Raw genomic sequence first — 16,599 nt, forward strand, 5'->3', positions numbered from 1 at the left:
TGCCCGACTGTCGCACCGCGGGGTGGACGCGTCAATACCTGACGACTCGTCAGCTAGCTGTGGTCAGAACAGGCTCACGCCCGCGAGCCAGCCGCCGTCGATCACGAACGGCTGCCCGGTGATGTACGCCGACTCCTCACCCGTGAGGAAGAGCGCCAGGGCCGCGACCTCCTCCGGGCGCCCGATCCGTCCGAGCGGCACGAGCGTGCGGTAGAGCGCGGCCGTGGCCGCCGGGTCCACGCCCTCCGGGTTGCTCATCGCGGTGTCGATCGCCCCCGGGCAGACCGCGTTCACCCGGATGTTCCGTGCGGCCAGCTCCAGGGCGGCGACCCGGGTGAGGCCGAGGACGGCGTGCTTGGAGGCCGCGTACGCCCCGACGCCGGCCATGCCGGTCAGCCCGGTGTACGAGGCGGTGTTGACGATGGTCCCGCCGCCGGCCGCCGCGATCTCCGGCGCGACGGTGCGGATGCCGAGGAAGCAGCCGGTCTGGTTGACCGACACGATCGCCTGGAACTCCTCCAGCGGGGTGGAGAGCAGTTCGTTGAAGCGGAGGATGCCGGCGTTGTTCACCAGTCCGTCGATCTTCCCGAACCGTCCCGTGGCGACGGCGACCGCAGCCGTCCACTCCTCCTCCCGGGTCACGTCCAGATGGACGTAGGCCGCCCGGTCCTCGCCCAGCTCCTTGGCGAGCGCCTCGCCGGCGTCGTCGAGGACGTCGCCGAGGACGACCCGCGCCCCCTCCGCGGCGAAGAGCCGGGCCTCCTGCTCGCCCTGTCCGCGCGCCGCGCCGGTGACGAGGACGACCCGCCCGTCGAGCTTGCCCATGCCTGCCACGCTCCTCAGTTCAGATGGGGGGCGACCTCCGTGCCGAAGGCCGCCATCTGGTCGATCAGCTCGCTGCGGCTCCGGGACCGGAACCGGACCTGGATCTGGTGCACGCCCATCTCCCCGTACGCCCGCAGGGAGGCGGCGAGCTCCTCCGGCGGGCCGGTCAGGGTGCGCCGCCCGACGGACCAGCCGGGCGTGCCGACGTAGAGCGGCTCGGCGATCGCGCCGACGGTGAAGGGCGCGCCGACCCCGGCCTCGGCCCGCAGCCGCAGCAGCTTTCGGATCTGCTCGGCGAGCCGGTCGCGCGGGTCGCCCTGCGGCAGCCAGCCGTCGCCCCTGAGCGCGGCCCGGCGCACGGCGGCCGGCGAGGAGCCGCCCACCCAGAGCGGGACGCGCTCCTGCGCGGGCCGGGGCAGCTGCCCCAGGTCCTTGAAGGCGAACCGCTCCCCCAGGTGCTCGGGGTACTCCTCCGGTCCGAGCGCCGCCCGCAGCGCGTCGACGGTCTCGTCGAGCACGGCGCCCCGGCGGGCGAAGTCGACGCCGAGCGCCTCGAACTCCTCCTGGACGTGCCCGGCGCCGACCCCGAGGACCAGCCGGCCGCCGGAGAGGTGGTCGAGCGTGGCGTACGCCTTGGCCGTGACCAGCGGGTGGCGCAGCCCGACGACCGCGACGTGCGAGAGCAGCCGGACCCGTTCGGTGGCGGCGGCGAGGTAGGAGAGCGTGGCGACCGGGTCGTACCAGACGGTGCTCATGGCCCCGGCGAGCCGCCTCGGGATGGCGACGTGGTCACAGCTCGCGAGGTAGTCGAATCCGTGGTCCTCGGCGGCGCGGGCGACGGCGAGGAGATCGGCGGGCCCGGCGCCCGCCTCCCAGGGCTCGGCGTAGATCACGCTCTGCGACTGGACCGGCAGCTGCATCCCGTAGACCACCACGGAGAACCCCCTCGAACCCGGGCACACGACCCTGATCTGACGCACCGTCAATTAAGCGCGCAGGGCCATGCTCGTACCTGACGCCCCATCAGGCAAGGGGTGGGAGGCCCCGGGGACACGACGGCGCCCCCGCCCGGGCAGCGGGAGCTGCCCGGGCGGGGGCGGATGTCCGTCCTGGATTCCCGGGGCGCCGGGAGCGCCGTCAGGCGCCGTCGGCCGCGCCGGACGCCCTCGCGTGGCGCACCAGCGCCGAGGCGGCCAGGCAGACGACGCCCACGGCGCTCAGGAGCGCCAGCGCCTTCGCCCAGGCGAACGTGGTGCCGAGGCTGTCGCTCAGCAGCTCGACGGTGCGCGCGCCCGCGACTCCGTGGACCGCGATGACGAAGACGGCGGTCCCCGCCGCGGCGGCCCAGGCGATCAGGGTGTCCCGGGCCGCGAGCCAGACCGCGCACGCCATGCAGAGCACCGTGACGACCACGGAGAGCGCCTGGGCGTCGCCGCCCGAGCGCAGGCCCGCGAGATCGGTCGGCAGATGGATCAGGCCGCAGGCGAACAGCGCCAGCGCGGCGGGCCAGCGCAGCACCGACCCCAGCGCGGGAGAGGCGACATGGCTGGGGCTCGCCGCCAGGGCGCCGTCCAGGGCGGACCTCCTCCCCTTGGCGGCCTCCCGGCCCGCCTTCTTCGTGGTGGTCGCGGCGGTCGCGGCCGGGGCGGCCGCCCCTCCGACGCCCGCGTGCCCCGGTGTCCCGGGGGCGGCGTTCCGCCGTGCCCCGGCACCCCCGCCCCCGGCGGGCCTCTGGTCACCGCCGTCGGCACCGAGGATGCCGACCAGCCGGACCACGTCCTCGATCGGCCGGCCCACCGCCGCGGCGCGCAGCGTGGTCTCGGCCTCGTGGAGGTCGTATCCGGACGCGTTCAGCAGCGCGAGCAGCTGGCGCACCTCGTCCAGCGGACGGCTGACGGCCGCCGCGCGGAGCGCCACGTCGGCGGGGCTGGCGAGCTCGCCGCTCTCCTGGAGGCGGGCCACCAGGGCGGCGACCTCCTCCACCGGCCGCTCGGTCGCCGCGGTCCGCAGGAGCGTGTGGACCGCCTCGTCGCCGGACTCCTCGTCACCGGGAAGGGACGGCCCGGCGTCCGACGCCTCTGCCGCCTGCGGGGCCTGCGTCGCCTTGGGGGCCTGCGTCGTCTCCGGGGCCTCCGTCGCCTTGGGCGCCGCCGTCGCCATGGGGGCTTCCGCCGCCTTCGGGGCCGCCGGGGTGGTGACCCCGGAGGCAGTGGGCGCGCTTCCGGCGAGGTGTGCTGCCGGGGCGGACGGCGACCCGGTCACGGGCCGGACCGCCGCCGCCACGGCGGCCGGGGACGTCGGTGCGGCCGCGGAGGCCGTGCCGGCCGGGGACGCCGGTGCGGCCGCGGAGACTGTGCCGGCCGGGGGCTTCGGCTCCGTCGGGAACGCCTTCCCCGCGAGGGACTTCGGTTCCGGCGGGAACGCCGTCGGCCGGTCGGGGAGGGGAGGTGCGTCGCGCGTCGGGGGCGGGGAGACAACCGGCTCGCGGGTCGGAGCCGTTCGGGGCTCTGCGGTCGGTTCTATGCCGTCGGGTTCCATGTCGTCGTCCGCGGAGTGAAGGTGCGGGAGGGGGTGGGGGGTCATGTCACAGGCTCCGTTCGTGGCCGCCCCGGAGGACGCCCACTGGCTGTCTCGTGATGTGCAAGAAGCGCACACTTGATTACCATTTGCGCGCACTGGATCACCCTCCGCCATCAGGGGAGCCTCGCACTGGGCCATCCGGGCGACGGAACGGCCGGGCTCCCCCGCCGCAGGGGGGAGCCCGGCCGTGGTCGCGGACCGGGCGGGACCGCCCGGAAGTCGCCCTAGGGACGCCACAGCCCTTCGGGTGTCAGGCCCAGCAGGTCGATGGCGTTGCCGCGGACGATCCGCTCGACGACGTCCGGGGCGAGGTGGCCCATCTGGGCCTCGCCGACCTCGCGGGACTTGGGCCAGGTGGAGTCGGAGTGGGGGTAGTCGGTCTCGTAGAGGACGTTGGCGGCGCCGATGGCGTCGAGGTTGCGCAGGCCGAAGGCGTCGTCGAAGAAGCAGCCGAAGACGTGGCCGGCGAACAGCTCGGACGGTGGGCGCAGGACCTTCTCGGCGACCCCGCCCCAGCCCCGGTTCTCCTCCCAGACGACGTCGGCGCGCTCCAGGATGTACGGGATCCAGCCGATCTGGCCCTCCGCGTACATGATCCGGAGGTTCGGGAAGCGCTCGAACTTGCCGCTCATCAGCCAGTCGACCATCGAGAAGCAGCAGTTCGCGAAGGTGATGGTGGAGCCGACCGCCGGCGGGGCGTCCGCCGAGGTGGACGGCATGCGGCTGGAGGAGCCGATGTGCATGGCGATGACCGTCCCGGTCTCGTCGCACGCCCGGAGGAACGGGTCCCAGTGGTCGGTGTGGACCGAGGGCAGGCCGAGGTGGGGCGGGATCTCCGAGAAGGCGACGGCCCGGACGCCGCGCGCGGCGTTGCGCCGCACCTCGGCGGCGGCGAGCTCGGGGTCCCAGAGCGGGATGAGGGTGAGCGGGATCAGCCGGCCGTCCGCCTCGGGGCCGCACCACTCGTCGACCATCCAGTCGTTGTAGGCGCGGACGCACAGCAGGCCGAGCTCGCGGTCGGACGCCTCGGTGAAGGTCTGCCCGCAGAAGCGGGGGAAGGTCGGGAAGCAGAGCGCGGACTGGACGTGGTTGACGTCCATGTCGGCGAGCCGGTCCGGCACGGAGTGGGAGCCGGGCCGCATCTGCTCGTAGGTGATGACTTCGAGCCGTATCTCGTCGCGGTCGTATCCGACGGCGGTGTCGAGCCGGGTGAGGGGCCGGTGCAGGTCCTCGTACACCCACCAGTCGCCGACGGGCCCGTCGTCGCCCTTCGCCCCCATGACGGGGGCGAACCGGCCGCCCAGGAACGTCATCTCCTTCAGCGGGGCGCGGACGATCCGGGGGCCGGTGTCGCGGTACCGGGACGGGAGCCGGTCCCGCCAGACGTGCGGGGGCTCCACGGTGTGGTCGTCCACCGAGATGATCTTCGGGAAGGTCTCCATGCCCTTCACGGTAGCGGTGATCTGACGGTCCGTCAGCTATTGGGGCGGCCCCGGCTCGCCCGGCGGCCGCACTGCGGCCGACCCGATGCTGACGGAGCCCCTCCGGACAAGGCAGACTGTCCTGGGCGAAACCAGCGGTACGGGCAGGGGGAGCGATGGACCGTGAGAACGGGCCGCGAGTTCCGGTGCAGCGGGCTCCGAAGACGGGCCCGGCGGCCACGGACGCGGCGACCGCGGACGCGGACGCGTCCCGGGGCGCGACCACGGCGGCCGGCGAGGCAGCGGCCGCGGACACCACGACGGCCGCGGAACCGGCCCCCGGCCGGCTCCGGTTCGCCGTGCTCGGGCCCGTGCGGGCCTGGCGGGACGGCGAACCCGTGCCCACCGGATCCCCCCAGCAGCGCGCCCTGCTCGCCGCCCTCCTCCTGCGCGGCGGCCGGACCGCCACCGCCCACGAACTGATCGACGCGCTCTGGGGCGAGGAATCCCCCTCCCAGGCGCTCGCGGCCGTCCGCACCTACGCCTCGCGCCTGCGCAAGGCCCTCGACCCCGACGTCCTGGTCAGCGAGTCCGGCGGCTACGCCCTGCGCACCCCCGCCGCGGCCCTCGACGTCACCACCGCCCAGGAACTCGCCGCCGAGGCCGAGAAGCTGCGGGCCGGCGGCGACCGGGCCGGCGCCCGGACCAGGCTCGCCGAAGCCCTGGACCTGTGGGACGGCGAGGTGCTGGCCTCCGTGCCCGGCCCGTACGCCGACACCCAGCGCACCCGCCTGGAGGAGTGGCGGCTCACCCTCCTGGAGACCCGCCTGGACATCGACCTGGAGGTCGGCGCCCACGCCGAGGCCGTCGCCGAACTGACCGCGCTCACCGCCGCGCACCCGCTGCGCGAGCGGCTCCGCGAGCTGCTCATGCTCGCCCTCTACCGCAGCGGACGGCAGGCCGAGGCGCTCGCGGTCTACGCCGACACGCGCCGGCTCCTCGCCGACGAGCTCGGCGTCGACCCCACCCCCGAACTCTCCCGCCTCCAGCAGCGCATCCTCCAGGCGGACGCCGAACTCGCCCGCCCGGTCGAGGAGACCGCTCCGGCCGCCGCGCCCGTCGCCCGCCCCGCCCAACTGCCCGCGACCGTGCCGGACTTCACCGGTCGCGCCTCCTTCGTCCGCGAGCTCGGCAGCCGGCTCGCCACCGCCGAGGGGCACGTCATGGCGGTCTCCGCCCTCGCCGGCATCGGCGGCGTCGGCAAGACCACGCTCGCCGTGCACGTCGCCCACGAGGCCCGGCCGCACTTCCCCGACGGCCAGCTCTACGTCGACCTCCAGGGCGCCGGCAACCGCGCCGCCGCGCCCGAGACGGTCCTCGGCTCCTTCCTCCGCGCCCTCGGCACCCCGGACGGGGCCATCCCCGCCTCCCTGGACGAGCGGGCCGCGCTCTACCGCTCCACCCTCGACGGACGCCGCGTCCTCGTCCTGCTGGACAACGCGCGCGACGCCGCCCAGATCCGGCCCCTGCTCCCCGGCACGGCGGGCTGCGCCGCCCTGGTCACCAGCCGCATCCGGATGGTCGACCTGGCGGGCGCCCACCTGGTCGACCTGGACGTCATGTCCCCGGAGGAGGCGCTCCAGCTCTTCACCCGGATCGTTGGCGAGGAGCGGGTCCACTCCGAGCGGGAGGCGGCGCTCGACGTGGTCGCCGCCTGCGGCTTCCTCCCCCTCGCCATCCGCATCGCCGCCTCCCGCCTGGCGGCCCGCCGCACCTGGACGGTCTCCGTCCTGGCCGCCAAGCTCGCCGACGAGCGCCGGCGCCTCGACGAACTCCAGGCGGGCGACCTCGCCGTCAAGGCCACCTTCGAGCTCGGCTACGGGCAGCTCGAACCGGCGCAGGCGCGCGCCTTCCGCCTGCTGGGCCTGGCCGACGGCCCCGACATCTCCCTCGCCGCCGCGGCCGCCGTCCTCGACCTGCCCCTCCGGGACACCGAGGACCTCCTGGAGGCCCTCGTCGACACCTCCCTCGTGGAGTCCGCCGCCCCCGGCCGCTACCGCTACCACGACCTCGTCCGCCTCTACGCGCGTGCGTGCGCGGACCGCGACGAGCAGCCGCCCTCGGAGAAGGAGGCCGCGCTCTCCCGGCTCCTCGACTTCTACCTCTCGACGGCCGCCCGGGTGTACGCCATCGAGCGCCCCGGCGACCGTCTCGTCGACCACCTCGCCCCCACCGCCTACCAGGGGCTCGCCTTCACCGACCGCCACACGGCCGAGGACTGGCTGTACGCCGAGGCGAACTGCCTCCTGGCCGCCGTCCGCCAGTCCGCCTCGTCCCCGGCCACCCTGCGCCGCGGCGTGGACCTGCTGTGGGCCTCCCTCGACCTGGCGGAGTCGGGCGCCAACTCCCGGGAGTACGAGGCGGTCGCGCGGGCGCTGCGGGCGGCGGCGGGCACGGCCGGCGACGTCCGCGCGGAGGGCCGCGCGGCGCTGACCCTGGCCTACGTCCACCACCACCAGGGCCGCTTCGACCAGGCCGAGCGGGAGGCCGAGGAGGTCGTCCGGATGGCCCGGTCCGTCGACGACCCGCTGCCCACGTGCTGGGCCTCGAACGCCCGGGGCGCCATCGCGCTCTACCAGACCCGCTACGAGGACGGGGACCGGCACCTCACCCTGGCCATAGAGGAGTTCCGCCGGGCCGGCGACCGCGCGGGCGAGGCCGCGGCCCTCTGCAACCTCTCCCGCATCCGGCTGGCCACGGGCCGGCAGGAGGACGCCGCGCGGATGGCGCAGCAGGGCGTCGACATGTACGACGAGATGGGCCACGCCCTGCGGGGTGCGAACGGGCGGTACGCCCTGGGGCTCGCGCTCACCCAGAGCGGGCAGCTCGCGGCGGCGGGCGAGCGGCTGCGCGAGGCGCTCGCCGTCTTCATGGACTGCCGCCAGCGGCTGTGGGAGGGCATGAGCCTCTTCCGGATCGCCGAGGTCGACATCGCGGCCCGGCGCTACGGGGCCGCGGCGGCGTGCGCCGAGAAGGCGCTGACGGTGCTGCGGGGCATCGGCGGCGACTGGCGGCGGGGCCAGGTGCTCACGGTGCTCGGCCGGGCGCTCGCGGGCATCGGGCAGTCGGGCCGCGCCCAGGTGTGCTGGCAGGAGGCGCTGGACATCTACGAGGAGCTGGCCGTTCCGGAGGCGTCCGAGGTCAGGGCGCTGCTGGCGGCGCGGGCGGCGGCCTGAACCCGGTTCCCTCCGGGGGTCGTTCATCATTCGTTTATCGCGCCCCGGCAGAGTTCTCCTCATCGATCCGTCGCGTCGGGGGGCAGGCGGGTCGCCGGTGAGGTCATCACCCAGGGGCACTAGGGTGAGCGGCCCAGCGGAGCCCGCCCGACCGTCCTCGGGGGAACAGCCGGGCGGGCTCCACCCACCAGCACGCGAAGCCACGATTCAGGAGGGGACCGCCATGGGCGACTTCGACGCCAAGGACCCGATCATCAAGCCGCAGGACCTGCACGCCACGGGCGGCGGCGAGCAGATCGTCACCAAGGACCTGCACGCCACGTCCGAGCCCGCGAACGCGATCGCGGACAAGATCCTCACCCGCGAGCAGAAGCCGCCGGTGGCCACCACGGACGACCTGCACGCCACGTCCGAGCCGGCCAGCTAAGCCATTCCCGACGGGGAGAGGCCGCGGCGGCGCCATCGGGGGAGCCGCCGGGGCCGACCGGGGAGGTCCGGCCGACGGGGGAAGCACACGGGCTCGGGGGACGTCCGGCGGAACCAGGGGGGATCCGTCCGGGCAGGGCCCGTGCGCGACGCGGTCGGACCACCGCACGAGGAGGGGCCGGGCATCTGCCCGGCCCCTCCTCCCGTGTGCCCGGGGTTCAGCGGGTGGCGCGGGCCCGCAGTTCGCCCTTGACGACCTTGCCGCCGGCGTTCCTGGGGAGTTCGGCGACGAACTCGACCTCGCGGGGCACCTTGTAGTTGGCCATCTCGCGCCGCGACCAGGCGATGAGGTCGTCGGCGGTGACCCTGGAGCCGGGGCGGCGGACGGCGAAGGCCTTGCCGACCTCGCCGAGGCGCGGGTCGGGGACGCCGATGACGGCGACGTCGGCGATGTCGGGGTGGAGGCCGAGGAGCTGTTCTATCTCGGCCGGGTAGGCGTTGAAGCCGCCGACGATGAACATGTCCTTGAGGCGGTCGGTGATGCGCAGGTTGCCGGCCTCGTCGAGGACGCCGACGTCGCCGGTGTGGAGCCAGCCGTCGGCGTCGACCGCGGCGGCGGTCGCCTCGTCGTCCTCGAAGTAGCCGCGCGTCACGTGGTGGCCGCGGACGAGGATCTCGCCGCTCGGGGAGAGCCGGACCTCGGTGTCGGGGATGGGGCGGCCGGAGGTGGTGGCGACGGTGGCGTCCGGGTCGTCGCGGCGGCACATGGAGACGATGCCGCTGGCCTCGGAGAGGCCGTACGCGGTGAGGACGGTGCCGACGCCGAGGTCGGTGCGCAGGCGTTCGACGAGCCGGAGGGGGACGACGGCCGCACCGGTGACGACGAGCCGGAGCGAGGTGAGGTCGTGGGCGGTGCGGGCGGGGTGGTCGAGGAGCGACTGGTGGAGGGTGGGCGGTCCGGGCAGGACGGTGATGCGTTCGGCGGCGATGTGGGCGAGGACGGTGTCGACGGTGAAGACGGACTGGGGGACGATCACGGCGCCGCGCATGAGGCAGGCGAGGATGCCGGCCTTGTAGCCGAAGGTGTGGAAGAACGGGTTGACGACGAGGTAGCGGTCGCCCTCGCGGAGGCCGGCGAGGTCGGACCAGACCTCGTAGCAGCGCAGGCTCTGGGCGTGGCTGATGACGGCGCCCTTGGGGCGGCCGGTGGTGCCCGAGGTATAGACGATGTCGGAGGGGGCGTCGGGGTCGAGGGCGTCGGCGCGGGCGCGGACCCGGGCGGCCGGGACGCGGTCGCCTTCGGCGAGGAACGCCTTCCAGGTGGTCCACTCCGGGGCGTCGGGGGCGGTGTCGCCGAGGACGACGGCCTTCTCCAGGTGGGGCAGGCCGACGCCGGAGCGGCGCAGGGAGGCCACGTAGGAGGTGCCGAGGAAGGTGCCGGTGACGAAGAGCAGGCGGGCCCGGGAGCGCTGGAGGACGTAGGCCGCCTCGGTGCCCTTGAAGCGGGTGTTGAGGGGGACGAGGACGGCTCCGGCGGTGACGGCGCCGAGGGCGGCGACGATCCAGTCGAGGGTGTTGGGGGCCCAGATCGCGACCCGGTCGCCGGTGCGCAGGCCGGTGGCGAGACAGGCCGCCGCGGCGCGTTCGACGCGCTCCCCGAGTTCGGCGTAGGTGACGCGGACGCGGCCGTCGACGACGGCCTCCCGAGCTCCGTAGCGCTCGGCCGCCGCTCGTACGAGACCGGGGATCGTGCCCCACTCCAGGTCGCCGCGCATACCCACCCTCCCTTTAGCTGACTATCCGTCAGATTAGAGGTAGCCTGACGCGCTGTCAGTAGTACCGCCCCTGCCTGTCGTTGCTGTCGTACGCGGAGGTCGACGTGCTCAAGGACGCCACAGCGATCGTCGGAATAGGACAGACCGCCTTCGCCAAACACCTGCCCGAGACCGAGAAGGCCCTCGCCTGCCGGGCCATCCTCGCCGCGCTCGACGACGCCGGGATCGACCCCGGCGAGGTCGACGGCTTCGCCTCCTACACGATGGAGGAGACCGACGAGGTCGAGGTCGCCAAGTCCATCGGCGCCGGCGACGTCACGTTCTTCTCCAAGGTCGGCTACGGCGGCGGCGGCTCCTGCGCCACCGTCGGCCACCTCGCCGCCGCCGTCGCCACCGGACAGGCGAGCGTCGGCGTCGCCTGGCGGTCCCGGAAGCGGGGCTCGGGCCCCCGCCCCTGGAAGAACACCGCCGTCCAGCTGCCCACCCCCGGCCAGTGGACCCGCCCCTACGGGCTGCTGCGGCCCGCCGACGAGATCGGCATGCTCGCCCGCCGCTACATGCACGAGTACGGCGCCACCCGCGACCACCTCTTCAACGTCGCCCTCGCCTGCCGCAACCGGGCCAACCAGAACCCCGCCGCGATCATGTACGAGCGCCCGCTGACCCGCGAGATGTACATGACCGCCCGCTGGATCAGCGAGCCCCTCTGCCTCTTCGACAACTGCCTGGAGACCGATGGGGCCCTGGCCTGCGTCATCGTCTCCGCCGAACGGGCCCGCGACTGCCGGCAGAAGCCCGTCTACGTCCACTCCGCCGCCCAGGGCCTGCCCGCCCAGCACCACGGCATGGTCAACTACTGGAACGACGACCCGCTCTCCGGGCCCGCCTGGACCGCCGCCCGCCACCTGTGGAAGCAGGCCGACTTCGGCCCCCAGGACGTCGACGTCGCCCAGATCTACGACGCCTTCACCCCCCTGGTGCCGCTCTCCTTGGAGGGCTACGGCTTCTGCGGGCGCGGCGAGGGCGCCGCCTTCACCGAGGGCGGGGCGCTGGAGATCGGCGGGCGGCTCCCCCTCAACACCGGCGGCGGCGGCCTCTCGGAGGCGTACGTCCACGGCTTCAACCTCATCAACGAGGGCGTGAAGCAGCTCCGCGGCACCTCCACCGCCCAGGTCCCCGACGCCGCCACCTGCCTGGTCACGGCGGGCGAGGGCGTCCCCACATCGGCCATCCTGCTGAGGAGCTGATCCAGATGCTGACACCGGTCACCGACGAGGACGGCGCTCCCTTCTGGGAGTACACCGCCCGCGGCGAGCTCCGCGTCCAGGCCTGCGCGGCCCCCGACTGCGGCGCCCTCCGCTTCCCGCCCCGCCCCTGCTGCCCGCACTGCCGCTCCTTCGACAGCGAGTGGCGGCCGATGTCCGGCCGGGGCCGGATCTGGTCGTACGTGCTCCCGCACCCGCCGCTGCTGCCCGACTACGCCGACCAGGCCCCGTACAACGCGGTGCTCGTGGAGCTCGACGAGGCCCCGCACATCCGTCTCGTCGGCAACGTCGTCGCCGCCCCGGACGCCCCGCTGGACTCGGTCGACCCGGCCAGGCTGCGGATCGGCGCCGCGGTGCGGGTGGCCTTCACCGAGATCGACGGCGTCGCCGTCCCGCGCTGGCTCCTGGAGCGCGGATGAGCGTCCGGGTCGAGCGCGACGAGGGGTCCGGGGTCGCGGTGGTCACCCTCGACCGGCCCGCCCGGCACAACGCCCTCACCCTGGGGATGGCCCGCGAGCTCGCCGCCGTCTGGCGCGGGTTCCGCTACGACGACGACGTCCGCGCGATCGTCGTCACCGGCGCCGGCGGTCGGGCCTTCTGCACCGGCATCGACCGGGCGGACGCCGGGAACGTGCCGCAGCCCTCGTCGCCCTACACGATCGACGACCCGCTCCTCACGATCGGCCCCAAGGCGAACGACCTGTGGAAACCGGTGGTCGCCGCCGTCGAGGGCATGGCCTGCGGCGGGGCCTTCTACCTGCTCGGCGAGGCCGAGTTCCTGGTCGCCGGGGAGAGCGCGGAGTTCTTCGACCCGCACACCACCTACGGGATGGTCAGCGCCTTCGAGACCGTCCACATGGCGCAGCGGATGCCGTTCGGGGAGGTCGCCCGGATGGTCCTGATGGGCGGCGCGGAGCGGATCTCGGCCCGGCGGGCCTACGAGACGGGGCTGGTCAGCGAGGTCACCCCGGACGGCGCGGCCCTGGCCGCGGCGCGCGGCGCGGCCGCCGTCATCGCCTCCCAGCCGACGGAGGCCGTGCAGGGGACGGTCCGGGCGCTGTGGTCCACCCGTGAGGCGACCCGCGCCCAGGCGCTCGCGCAGGCACCGCACCTGGTCAGTCTCGGGAACCTGCCGGCGGACCGGCAGGCCGGCCTGTTCACGACGAGGGCGAAGGGGCACCGGACGCGGTAGGGGCAGGGGTCGCGGCGGCGTCCTGGCGCACGTCGTAGACCCAGCAGTTCTTCACCCGGTCGACGGCCTTCGGGTTCTTCATCGCGATCTCGAAGGTCTTCGTCTCCCCGCCGCCGACGGTGACGACGGTCTCGGCGGAGTCCACCGCCGAGCCCGAGGCGCCCTTGAACTCCAGGGTGACCCGGAACGACACCGTGTCGTAGGCCCTCGACGTGATGCGCAGGGTCGCGGTGGTGTCCGCCGCGCGGGCCGGCTTGCCCTTGCGCTTCTTGCGGCCCGGCTCCACGCAGTCGAGGACCTCGACCTTCGCCTCGGCCCGGGACGGCGAGGGGCTCGCCGTGGGCGTGGAGCCGCCGCCCGAGCCGCTGTAGTCGTCGTTGCTCTTCTCGTCGCTGGAGCAGCCGCCGCCCGAGTCGTCGTCGGACCCCGAGTGGCTCCGGCTCTTGCCGCTCTTGCTCTTGCCGCTGCCGCCGCTGCTGCCGTGGCCGCCCTTGCCGGAGTGGAAACCGGTCAGCGCGAGCACCACCACCGTCAGGGTCGCCGCGAGCTTCAGACGCGTCCGTACCATCGCCGCCCCACCGTCCTTCTGTCGTGTCCGCGCCACCCTAGGGGATGGCCCGGCGCCGCGTGGCGGGCCCCCCGCACCCGGCGTAGCGTCGGGAGCGAGAGCCGGAGCGACGGGAGGCCGCAGCGATGATCCGCAACGTCGTCGGCTCCGTCCTCGCTCTCGCCGGAGCGACGGCCGCCGTCTGGAGCCCCTTCCGTGCCTGGTACGACGGCCGTCACGGGCGCGACTACGCCCTCGACGAGCTGTTCACCGGGATCACCGGCACCACGTCCCACGTGCTCGGCTCGATCCTGCTGCCGTTCGCCTTCGCGGCCCTCCTCGCCCTCGTCGGCGTGGTGCTCCGCTCCCGGCTGCTCGTCGCCCTCGCCGGCGTCCTCGTGCTCGGCTTCACCGTCCTGTGGATGGTCCGGGTCGGTCAGGCCGAGGGCAGCCTCGTGATCTCCGGCGACGGCCGGGGGCTCGGCGACGGCGTCGCGAACGCCCTGGGCGGCGGCGTCCTGCTGCTCGTCGGCGCGCTCGTCATGTCGGGCAGGGGCCACGGCCGGCACCGGATCGACCCCGCGCACCGGCCGGCCCGGCCCACCCCCGACGACCCGGACGCGCCCCCCGTGGCCCCGGACGCGCAGGCGGGCCCGACGCTCCCCTCCGCCCCGTACGCGGCGACGCGGACCTTCGACGTGCCGGCCCCGGACCCGGAACGCGAGAACCCGCCGCCGAGGGCCTAGGCCGTCGGCGACGGGTTCGCCGCTGTCCTCCGCTCCGCCGCTACCGTCCGGAGCCCCGGCCGGTCGCCGTGCCCTTCACCGCGTCGAGGGCGTACACGCAGCGGTCCTTGCTGCAGGCGTACACGACGCCGCCCTTCGCCACCGGTGAGCCGGTGATCTCGCCGCCGGTGGCGAGCTTCCAGCGGAGCTGGCCGCCGTTCGCGTCCAGCGTGTAGAGCACGTGGTCGGCCGACCCGAAGTGGACCCGCCCGTCGGCGACGACCGGCGAGCCGACGAGCTCCCCGCCCGCCGCGAACCGCCACCGCGGGGTGCCGGTGACCGCGTCGAGCGTGTAGAGCGCGCTGCCGCTGCCGACGTGGACGTTGCCGTCCGCGACGAGCACCGGCTCCGCCGACTGGCGGGGCTCGGTCGCGATCCGCCAGCGGTCCTGGCCGGTGGTGGCGTCCAGCGCGTACACCGTCCCGAGGTGGTCGGAGAGGTACACCCCGCCGCCCGTGACCGCCGGTCCCGGCGCGAACGCCGGGGGCGAGAGGAAGACCGCGGGCGCCTCGAAGTGCCAGCGCACGTGCCCGGCGGCGATGTCGATCGACAGGACCCGGGTGCCGGCGGAGACGTACACGCAGCCGTCCTCGGCCGGGGCGACCCGGACCGGCACGTTGGCGCAGGAGGCCGCGTCGCCGATCGGGTACGACCAGCGCTCCACGCCCGTCCGGGCGTCGAGCGCCTGGAGCCGGGCCTCCCGCCACACGTACACGGTGTCGCCGTGCACGGCGGGCCCCGCCTCCGGGGTCTCGAAGTCCGTCTGCGCCCCGGTGACCTCCCACAGCTTGGCGCCGTTGGACGCCTCCCAGCCCTGGACCCCGCCGCCGCGCGTGCCGGTGACGACCGTGCCCCGGTCGACCTGGAGCGAGTACACCCAGGCGTCCGTGTGCAGCCGCCACCGCTCGCCGCCGTCGGTGGCGTCCAGCGCGTACAGCGTGGGGCCGTCGGAGGCGTGGATGCGGCCGCCGGCGACCGCCATCGACCAGGCCACGTCCCGCGTCTTGAACTGGCGCCGGCCGCTGCCCGTGTCCAGGGCGTGGACCTCGAAGGAGGTCACGTACAGCAGGTCGCCGTCGACCACCGGCGTCCCCCACACGTCGTTCGACATGCGGAAGCGCCACGGCCGCCAGGGTCCGGGCTCCGGCGGGTGCGGGACGGTGCCCTGGTCGGTGCCCTGCGCGGGCACGTTCAGCGGACGGGAGCCGGGCGGCGGGCCGGGCTCGGCGCCGTGCGGGCCGCCGCCGGGCGGACGGATCCAGCCGGTCGCCGGGCCCGCGTCGGCGCCCCGGCCGACGGCGAGCGCGGCCCGGGTGTCGGCGACCCGGGGGCCGGGACCGATCGGCACCGTCGCCCCGCCGAGCCGCACGGGGCCGCCCGCGGACGCGGCGGGACCCGCGTGCCGGCCGCCGACGGGCTCGGGCCGGCCGCTTCCGCCGACCGGGGCCGGCGGGCGGGAGCCGCCCGGGGACCGGTCGCGGAACCGCGGGTCGGCGAACGCGTCCGGCGGGTCGGCCGGTACCGGCGGGACCGGGGTGCGGCCGCCGCCGCGGCGCCGCTCGATCATCGCCGTGGCACTGTGCGGGAGCCACGCCGACGCCGTACCGCTGTCGTCGCTGCCGGGCCCGAAGAGGTGCGGGGCCAGCTGCGCCTGGAGGTCCGCCGGGGTGGGCCGTCGGGTGACGTCCATCTGCATGCAGGACTCGATGAGGGGCCGCAGCTCCTCGGGCAGTCCTTCCAGGTCCGGGCCCTCGCGGAGCAGCATGAACACGGTCTCGACCGGGTTGGCGCCGTGGTACGGCGCGTGGCCGGTGGCGGCGAAGACCAGCATCGAGCCGAGCGAGAAGACGTCGCTGGCGCCGGTGACGCTCCGCGAGTCCCTGGCCTGCTCGGGCGACATGTAGGCCGGGGTGCCGACGGCGACGTTGGTCATGGTCAGGCGCGTGTTGGAGACGCCCGACGCGATGCCGAAGTCGATCACCCGGGGGCCGTCCTCGACGACCAGGACGTTGGAGGGCTTCAGGTCGCGGTGGACCAGGCCCGCGCCGTGGATGGACTGGAGGGCCTCGGCCACGCCGGCCGCGAGCCAGCGCACCGCCTGGGCCGGCAGCGGCCCGCACTCGTTCACTATCTCTTCGAGGGAGGGCGCCGGCACGTACGCGGTGGCCAGCCAGGGCACCGCCGCACGCGGGTCGGCGTCGACGACGGCCGCCGTGTAGAAGCCGGAGACCGCCCGGGCGGCCTCCACCTCGCGGGTGAAGCGGACCCGGAACAGCTGGTCCTCAGCGAGCTCCGTGCGCACGGTCTTGATCGCCACGCGCCGGCCCGAGGCCGACCGCGCCAGATAGACCAGGCCCATTCCGCCCGCGCCGAGCCGGCCCAGCACCTCGAAGGGCCCGATACGTCTCGGGTCGTGCTGCGTCAGCTGTTCCACTTGCCTGCCACCTCCCCGTACGGGCCATGAGGGTACGGCCCCGTGGCCCTGATTCTTCCTGTCCGGGGCCCCGGTTGCGAACCCGGGGGCGGATCGGGGTGTCACAGGTCATA

The 16,599-nt window shown here is 74.9% G+C and carries 13 protein-coding genes; 6 read left to right on the forward strand and 7 right to left on the reverse strand.

Annotated features, from left to right (window positions below):
- Positions 1–63: 63 nt before the first annotated feature.
- The 4 genes from ACZ60W_RS25465 to ACZ60W_RS25480 all read right to left on the reverse strand — a co-directional run bounded on the left by ACZ60W_RS25465 (position 64) and on the right by ACZ60W_RS25480 (position 4,847).
- Positions 64–825, reverse strand: coding sequence for an SDR family NAD(P)-dependent oxidoreductase (locus ACZ60W_RS25465; RefSeq protein ID WP_469757682.1), 762 nt, complete (start codon positions 823–825; stop codon positions 64–66).
- Positions 826–839: 14 nt separating this feature from the next.
- A complete protein-coding gene (locus ACZ60W_RS25470) occupies positions 840–1,760 on the reverse strand; it encodes an LLM class F420-dependent oxidoreductase (protein ID WP_469757683.1) in 921 nt (306 codons plus the stop codon).
- A gap of 202 nt (positions 1,761–1,962) precedes the next feature.
- Positions 1,963–2,985: a hypothetical protein gene (locus tag ACZ60W_RS25475; protein ID WP_469757684.1), complete on the reverse strand. Its 1,023-nt coding sequence runs from the start codon at positions 2,983–2,985 to the stop codon at positions 1,963–1,965.
- Positions 2,986–3,629: 644 nt separating this feature from the next.
- On the reverse strand, positions 3,630–4,847 hold the full coding sequence (locus ACZ60W_RS25480) for an amidohydrolase family protein (RefSeq protein WP_469757685.1): 1,218 nt from the start codon (positions 4,845–4,847) through the stop codon (positions 3,630–3,632).
- 155 nt (positions 4,848–5,002) lie between these two features.
- Here ACZ60W_RS25480 and afsR point away from each other — a divergent pair, with 155 nt between their 5' ends.
- Together afsR and ACZ60W_RS25490 are read left to right on the forward strand one after the other, a co-directional pair.
- A complete protein-coding gene (afsR, locus tag ACZ60W_RS25485; protein WP_469757686.1) occupies positions 5,003–8,062 on the forward strand; it encodes an SARP-family global regulator AfsR in 3,060 nt (1,019 codons plus the stop codon).
- A gap of 223 nt (positions 8,063–8,285) precedes the next feature.
- Positions 8,286–8,489 (forward strand): hypothetical protein, encoded by a 204-nt coding sequence (locus tag ACZ60W_RS25490; protein ID WP_469757687.1) that lies wholly within the window; start codon positions 8,286–8,288, stop codon positions 8,487–8,489.
- 217 nt (positions 8,490–8,706) lie between these two features.
- On the opposite strand, the gene ACZ60W_RS25495 is transcribed toward ACZ60W_RS25490, so the two are convergent.
- Positions 8,707–10,263, reverse strand: a complete 1,557-nt coding sequence (locus ACZ60W_RS25495) for a FadD3 family acyl-CoA ligase (RefSeq protein ID WP_469757688.1) — start codon at positions 10,261–10,263, stop codon at positions 8,707–8,709.
- A gap of 104 nt (positions 10,264–10,367) precedes the next feature.
- On the opposite strand from ACZ60W_RS25495, the gene ACZ60W_RS25500 reads away from it, so the two are divergent.
- From ACZ60W_RS25500 to ACZ60W_RS25510, 3 genes are read left to right on the forward strand one after another with little or no spacing between them, the layout of a single operon-like run.
- On the forward strand, positions 10,368–11,510 hold the full coding sequence (locus ACZ60W_RS25500; RefSeq protein WP_469757724.1) for a lipid-transfer protein: 1,143 nt from the start codon (positions 10,368–10,370) through the stop codon (positions 11,508–11,510).
- Positions 11,511–11,515: 5 nt separating this feature from the next.
- Positions 11,516–11,947, forward strand: coding sequence for a Zn-ribbon domain-containing OB-fold protein (locus ACZ60W_RS25505; protein WP_469757689.1), 432 nt, complete (start codon positions 11,516–11,518; stop codon positions 11,945–11,947).
- Positions 11,944–12,720: an enoyl-CoA hydratase/isomerase family protein gene (locus ACZ60W_RS25510; protein ID WP_469757690.1), complete on the forward strand. Its 777-nt coding sequence runs from the start codon at positions 11,944–11,946 to the stop codon at positions 12,718–12,720. The genes ACZ60W_RS25505 and ACZ60W_RS25510 overlap by 4 nt, the downstream gene beginning before the upstream one ends.
- On the opposite strand, the gene ACZ60W_RS25515 is transcribed toward ACZ60W_RS25510, so the two are convergent.
- Positions 12,686–13,288 carry a hypothetical protein gene (locus ACZ60W_RS25515; protein WP_469757691.1) on the reverse strand — a complete coding sequence of 201 codons (603 nt, stop codon included), beginning with the start codon at positions 13,286–13,288 and terminating at the stop codon, positions 12,686–12,688. The genes ACZ60W_RS25510 and ACZ60W_RS25515 overlap by 35 nt on opposite strands.
- A gap of 125 nt (positions 13,289–13,413) precedes the next feature.
- Here ACZ60W_RS25515 and ACZ60W_RS25520 point away from each other — a divergent pair, with 125 nt between their 5' ends.
- Positions 13,414–14,013 carry a hypothetical protein gene (locus ACZ60W_RS25520; RefSeq protein ID WP_469757692.1) on the forward strand — a complete coding sequence of 200 codons (600 nt, stop codon included), beginning with the start codon at positions 13,414–13,416 and terminating at the stop codon, positions 14,011–14,013.
- A gap of 40 nt (positions 14,014–14,053) precedes the next feature.
- Here ACZ60W_RS25520 and afsK read toward each other — a convergent pair whose 3' ends face one another.
- A complete protein-coding gene (afsK, locus tag ACZ60W_RS25525; protein WP_469757693.1) occupies positions 14,054–16,486 on the reverse strand; it encodes a protein serine/threonine kinase AfsK in 2,433 nt (810 codons plus the stop codon).
- Positions 16,487–16,599 lie beyond the last annotated feature (113 nt).

This window comes from Streptomyces sp. NPDC104202, from assembly GCF_055584185.1.